The following is a 5,624-nucleotide window of genomic DNA, read 5'->3' as shown; positions in this document are numbered from 1 at the left end:
GGTACTACTTACAGCTTTATTGGCAGCCAAAATGGACGTTCCTTATCGCTCGCCGTACTCGATCATTCCTGTTACCCAGGGAGATGCCGAACGGCCGCCATATGCCTATTCGCGGGCACCTCCTCGATGATGCATGCCCGCTATATGACATACCTCATGCAAAGTCAAAACTATAGCAGACAAGAACCATGGACGCAATCGGCGTGTCGTCTTGGAAAAGCTGCTATTGGATCATGACCGGTACTGGCTGGGAGGCCACGTTGGAATCGGCTTTGAGCACCAACTTGGCCTTGTAGGAACCGGCGTCGACCAGGGGCAGCTTCTCATCGGGCTGGCAGCTCTCCTGGCTCCTGTCGGCATGCCAGGTGATGGTCTGCACGTCCTTGTCGCCAGTGGCCATGAGCAGGGTACGCGCCCCCACCGGGCAGGCATCGGAGCGCCAAACGGTATCCTGACCGCTGGTGATGACCAGCACACGGCCGCCGTCGGAGCCGTCCACCAAGCATGAGCCTGTTCCCTTGTGACGAATGGTCACCGTGAAGTCGATGGAACCGCCGACTTCAGTGCTAGGATCGGGCGCAGCCAGCTCCAACGCCAGATCCCCTTTGTTACAGTCAGGAGCTCCTGAGGAACGCTTCTTGCTAGCATTCTTCTTCTGATCTTTGCCCTGCTTGTTCTTGTCTTTGGATTTGGTCTTTGCGGACTGCTGGGCGCTGGTCGAGGCACCCTGGCCCCCATCGCCTCCCCGCAAGGCTCTGATGCCGGCCCCCACGCCCCAGACCAGACCAGCGCAGACCAGCAGGAAGAGCACCGCCAGCAGGGCGGCCGCGATCCTCCGGCGACGGTACATCCGCCGCTTCTTCTCGCTCATGCGTCGCTTGGCCATACTAACCCAGTCTAATCGCTCGGGCGGCCTTCACTGCGGCAGACTTAGGCGGCCGTCCCGGCCAATCTCAAGAAGGCCGTCCTCGTCCAGGGATGCGATGCACCGATCAAGTCGGATTTCATCCTCGCACAAGGGTTCCAGATCCTTCCTCGAGACGGGCGTGCCGGAAGCCTGCCGCAGGGCCTGAAGGATGGCACCGCGGACCTGCCGGTCGGTACCGGCGAAGCGCTGACGGGGCCTGGTCCTGCCTGCGCCCAAACCAGGTAGTCCAGCCTTGAGAAAGCGGCAGTAACCGGCCAGAGGGCAGATGTCGCAGGCCGGCTTGCGAGCGATGCAGACTGTGGCGCCCAGCTCCATGACAGCCTGGTTCCATCGGGCCGATGGCGGCTCACGCCAGGCAGCCGACCTGACCTTCGGATCAGCCAGTCCCAGACGGTCACTATCTTTCTGGGCACCGCTGTCCTCGGCACCGACATCCTCCGGCCCTCCGGCATCGGCGCTAACACTCTCCTGCCCTTCATCCTCGGGCAGGACCTGCCAGGCCAGCTGGCGCTCCTCTCGGCTGGCAGCGCCTCCGGTGGATTCACGCCCCAGAAAGACCCTGGAGAGCACCCTGCGGATATTGGTGTCGATGACGGCGATCCTCTCGCCGTAGGCAAAGCTCATGACAGCACTGGCCGTATAGTCGCCGATGCCAGGCAGGGCCACCAGCTGGTCGTAATCCCGGGGCAGCCGGTCTGCATACCGGCCGGCCACCTGCTGCGCGCACTCCTGCAGGCGCAGGGCTCGGCGCGGGTAGCCCAACCGGCCCCAGGCCGTGATGACCTCGGCCTTGGGTGCGGCAGCCAGGGACGCAGCATCCGGCCAGACCCTCATCCAGGCCGTCCAGTAGGGCACCACCCGGCTCATCTGGGTCTGCTGGCTCATGACCTCGGAGACCAGTACCCCCCAGGGTGTGGTTCGCCCAAAGCGCCAAGGGAGATCGCGGGCGTACCGGCTCCACCAATCGAACAGCCGCAAACGGATTGACTCAATCTCCGCCAAGGCCGTATCCACACCCTCCATATGGTCACACCGCCCTTCGCCATCCGATTCTGCCTCATTCAACCGCCGTATTCTGCCCGACGGTGCCGACCGACGCTGCCTTACCTGTCGTTTGGCGACGGTAGGTTGGCCTCATGAACAGGCAGGAGCAGGAGCGGTCCGACGACCCGTCAAAGGCCGTCGACAGCATGTACGAGTACGGATACCGCAAATCGAACTATGGTCCGGATGAGCTGGTCACCGACGCCCACGGCAACCCCATCTCCGTAGTGGACGCCATGATGAAGGCCGATCAGGCCAGCCGGGTGAAAACCTCCACCCCCCACCTGTGCTACTACTCGCCGCGGATCCCCGGCAACACCGGCTCCGCCATCCGCCTGTGCGCCGTGACCGGCACCATCCTGCACCTGATAGAGCCCCTGGGCTTCAACCTCAAAGACACCAAGCTGCGCCGCGCCGGCCTGGACTACCACGACATGGCCCACGTGGTCCTGCACCCGGACTTCGACGACCTGGTCCGCTCCATGCCCGACAGCCGGATCATCGCCTTCACCGCCCACGCCGACAAGCTCTACACCGAAGTCAACTACCGGCCGGACGACATCCTCCTATTCGGACCCGAACCCGGCGACATCCCCGACCCCATGGACATCATGGCCGGCCCTCACGTAGCCGAACAGGTCAGGCTGCCCATGCGGCCCAGCCTGCGCAGCCTGAACCTGACCAACTGCGCCTCCATCGCCATCTACGAGGCCTGGCGGCAGCTGGGATTCCAAGGCGGCCGCTGAATCCTGCGTGCACGCTCAGTTCTTGAAACTGTGGATGGGCGCCGGGATGTGTCCGCCCCGATTGACGAATGCCGCACAGGAGCGGGTATTGACGGGCACGACCGGGCCGCCGCCCATGAGTCCACCGAACTCGGCCCACTCGCCCACATGCTTGCCGATGACAGGAATGACCCTGACTGCGGTGGTCTTCTGGTTGATCATGCCGATGGCCGCCTCGTCGGCGATAAGGCCGGCAATGGACTCCGCAGAGGTGTCCCCGGGGATGGGAATCATGTCCAGCCCCACCGAGCAGACGCAGGTCATGGCCTCAAGCTTCTCCAGGGTCAGGCTCCCCTCTTGCGCAGCCTGGATCATGGCGGCATCCTCGGACACGGGAATGAAGGCTCCAGACAGCCCGCCAACCGAGCTGGAAGCCATGATGCCACCCTTCTTGACCTGATCGTTGAGGATGGCCAGGGCCGCAGTGGTCCCCGGGGCTCCCACCTGCTCCAGGCCCATGGTCTGCAGTACTTCGCCCACCGAGTCCCCCACCGCAGGGGTGGGTGCCAGGGACAGATCGATGATTCCGAAGGGCACGTCCAGGCGACGGCTGGCTTCCTGGGCCACCAACTGACCCACCCGGGTGATCTTGAAAGCCGTCCTCTTGATGGTCTCGCAGAGCTGTCCGAAGTCCGCTCCTTTGACTGATTCCAGGGCGGTCTTGACCACGCCGGGCCCGGAGACCCCCACGTTGATGACGGCCGACCCCTGGCTGACCCCGTGGAAACCGCCGGCCATGAAGGGGTTGTCGTCCGGGGCGTTGCAGAAGACCACCAGCTTGGTGCAGCCGGAGCTGTCCGAGTCGGCGGTGCTCTCGGCGGTGGCCTTGACGACCCGGCCCATCAGGGCTACGGCATCCATATCGATGCCCGTCCTGGTGGAGCCCACGTTGACGCTGGCGCAGACCCGTTCCGTCTGGCTCAGCGCCCTGGGCAGGGACTTGATCAACAACCGCTCGGCCGGGGTCATGCCCTTGCCGACCAGGGCCGAGTAACCACCAATCAAGTTGACCCCGACCTCCTGGGCCGAGCGATCCAGGGCCTTGGCCACGGTTACATAATCCTCCACGGTGTGGCAGGCTCCGGCGGCCACCAGAGAGATGGGGGTGACGGTGATGCGCTTGTTAACGATGGGAATGCCGTATTCGCGGGCGATGGAGTCCCCAGTGGACACCAGGTCGCCGGCCAGGGAGACGATCCTGCGATGAATGTTCCGGCAGAGCATGTCCACATCCTGGCTGGCGCAGTCCAACAGGCTGATGCCCATGGTGATGGTGCGCACGTCCAGGCGCTCCCGGTCGATCATGTCGTTGGTCTCCAGGACCTCGTCACGTGTGATCACAGCTGCCTCCTCAGACCCGGTGCATCCTGGTAAAGATCTCCTCGCGCTGGCAGCGTATGGAGACCCCGATGTCCTCGCCCAAAGATTCCATCCGCTGGCTCAGGGCATCGAAATCATCCCTGCAGGCGGTGCAGTCCACGATCATCATCATGGTGAAGAAGCCGTCCAGAATGGTCTGCGAAATATCCAGCACATTGACACCCTGCTGGGAGAGGTCTGTGCAGACCTTGCCGATGATGCCAATGGCATCCTTGCCCACCACCGTGATGATCGCCTTGTCCATGGCCGTCCTCCTCATCCACCTCGCCCTTGACTAGACCCCTGAAAACCGGGACCCCGCTCCCCCAGCTTAGAGGAGCGCCGGGAGAAGCAGGGTCGTAGAGGTCTACAGTCTGGATTCAGGATTCGCGCGCGGCCGCCGAGGAGGGCAGGGCAATCAGGGCTCTGGGGGCTTTGAATCCCTTGGAGGCGAATCGTTCCGCAATGTCACACGCAAGATCGGAACCCTTGCCGGTGTCAGCAAGGGCGATGATGGATCCGCCGAACCCGCCGCCGGTCATGCGAGCTCCGTAGGCCCCGCCCTGACGTGCCGCATCCACAGCCTCATCCAACTCCGGACAGGTGACCTCGTAGTCGTCCCTCAAGGAGTCATGGGAAGCGTTGAACAGGCGACCGGCCAAGACGTAATCGCCCCTGCCGAAGGCCTCGACGAAGCGGTCCACCCGCCCTATCTCGCTGATGACATGACGGACCCGCCGACGCATGATCTCATCGGGCAGCTGCTCCAGCAGGGCAGCCAGGGCGGACGGGGGATCTGCGGCCCCATTGACCTGGTCTGCCGCCTGGCGCAGATTGGCCACCCCCAGCAGATGCGCAGCCTGCTCGCAGGTGGCCCGCCGCTGATCGTATTGACCATCGTTGAGCTGGTGCTGGGCCCTGGTGTCGACGACCAGCAGCTCCAGGCCCGCAGCCTGCAGGTCGAAGGGAACCTGGCGCACGTTGCTCATGGCATCCAGCTCCGGCCGGCAGTCCAGCCGCAGGGCACAACCGGATCGACACCGCATGGAGGCGCTCTGATCCATGCCACCTGTGGAGGCGCCAGCCATATCGTTCTCCGCAGTGATGGCGGCCTGGATCAGCCTGACCCGACCAGCCTCGTTACCTCCCAGTCCCAAACCGAACAGGTCATCCAGGGCCAGGGCCACGGCACAGGTCATGGCCGCGGAAGAGCTCAACCCGGATCCGACTGGCACGCAGGAGGCCAGGGCCAGGTCGAACCCTCGAACCTGAGGAAAGCCATCCCGCTGCAGGGCCCAAGCCACGCCGACCGGATAGGCTGCCCAGCCGCTCACTCCCCGGGCCTGAAGACCATCCAAGTCAGCCTGGACCGGATTCTCCGGATCCATGCTGGAGACCAGACGGACCCGGCTGTCCGTCCTGGGGCTTGCGGCCACATAGGTACGATTGGGCAGGGCGATGGGCAGGCAGAGACCGGCGTTGTAATCCGTGTGCTCGCCAATGAGATT

General features: G+C 64.0%; 6 protein-coding genes. 1 reads left to right on the top strand and 5 read right to left on the bottom strand.

The window, feature by feature from the left end; translation table 11 throughout:
* Positions 1 to 223: 223 nt before the first annotated feature.
* Together AC0AP0_RS08320 and AC0AP0_RS08315 are read right to left on the bottom strand one after the other, a co-directional pair.
* Positions 224 to 886: a hypothetical protein gene (locus tag AC0AP0_RS08320; protein ID WP_490430125.1), complete on the bottom strand. Its 663-nt coding sequence runs from the start codon at positions 884 to 886 to the stop codon at positions 224 to 226.
* A 30-nt stretch (positions 887 to 916) separates the two neighbouring features.
* Complete coding sequence (locus AC0AP0_RS08315) at positions 917 to 1,951, bottom strand: HhH-GPD family protein (protein WP_490430124.1); 1,035 nt, start codon at positions 1,949 to 1,951, stop codon at positions 917 to 919.
* A 113-nt stretch (positions 1,952 to 2,064) separates the two neighbouring features.
* Here AC0AP0_RS08315 and AC0AP0_RS08310 point away from each other — a divergent pair, with 113 nt between their 5' ends.
* On the top strand, positions 2,065 to 2,718 hold the full coding sequence (locus AC0AP0_RS08310) for a tRNA (cytidine(34)-2'-O)-methyltransferase (RefSeq protein WP_198190526.1): 654 nt from the start codon (positions 2,065 to 2,067) through the stop codon (positions 2,716 to 2,718).
* Between the two features lie 15 nt (positions 2,719 to 2,733).
* Here AC0AP0_RS08310 and AC0AP0_RS08305 read toward each other — a convergent pair whose 3' ends face one another.
* From AC0AP0_RS08305 to AC0AP0_RS08295, 3 genes are all read right to left on the bottom strand, one after another.
* Positions 2,734 to 4,098, bottom strand: coding sequence for a PFL family protein (locus AC0AP0_RS08305; RefSeq protein ID WP_144178008.1), 1,365 nt, complete (start codon positions 4,096 to 4,098; stop codon positions 2,734 to 2,736).
* Between the two features lie 10 nt (positions 4,099 to 4,108).
* On the bottom strand, positions 4,109 to 4,381 hold the full coding sequence (locus AC0AP0_RS08300; protein ID WP_015021435.1) for an ACT domain-containing protein: 273 nt from the start codon (positions 4,379 to 4,381) through the stop codon (positions 4,109 to 4,111).
* A 115-nt stretch (positions 4,382 to 4,496) separates the two neighbouring features.
* Positions 4,497 to 5,624, bottom strand: a 1,128-nt coding sequence (locus AC0AP0_RS08295; RefSeq protein WP_490430123.1) for a galactokinase, incomplete at its 5' end; no start/stop codon positions are given.

The organism is Bifidobacterium sp. POST2/T3 (B1) (assembly GCF_058197115.1).
The sequence above is the reverse complement of the archived record's forward strand: the minus strand, read 5'-3'. Positions and strand labels throughout refer to the sequence as shown.

Coding starts and splice junctions, on each gene's coding strand:
- AC0AP0_RS08320 (WP_490430125.1), bottom strand. CDS start 886: ATGGCCAAGCGACGCATGAGCGAGAAGAAGCGGCGGATGTACCGTCGC.
- AC0AP0_RS08315 (WP_490430124.1), bottom strand. CDS start 1,951: ATGGAGGGTGTGGATACGGCCTTGGCGGAGATTGAGTCAATCCGTTTG.
- AC0AP0_RS08310 (WP_198190526.1), top strand. CDS start 2,065: ATGAACAGGCAGGAGCAGGAGCGGTCCGACGACCCGTCAAAGGCCGTC.
- AC0AP0_RS08300 (WP_015021435.1), bottom strand. CDS start 4,381: ATGGACAAGGCGATCATCACGGTGGTGGGCAAGGATGCCATTGGCATC.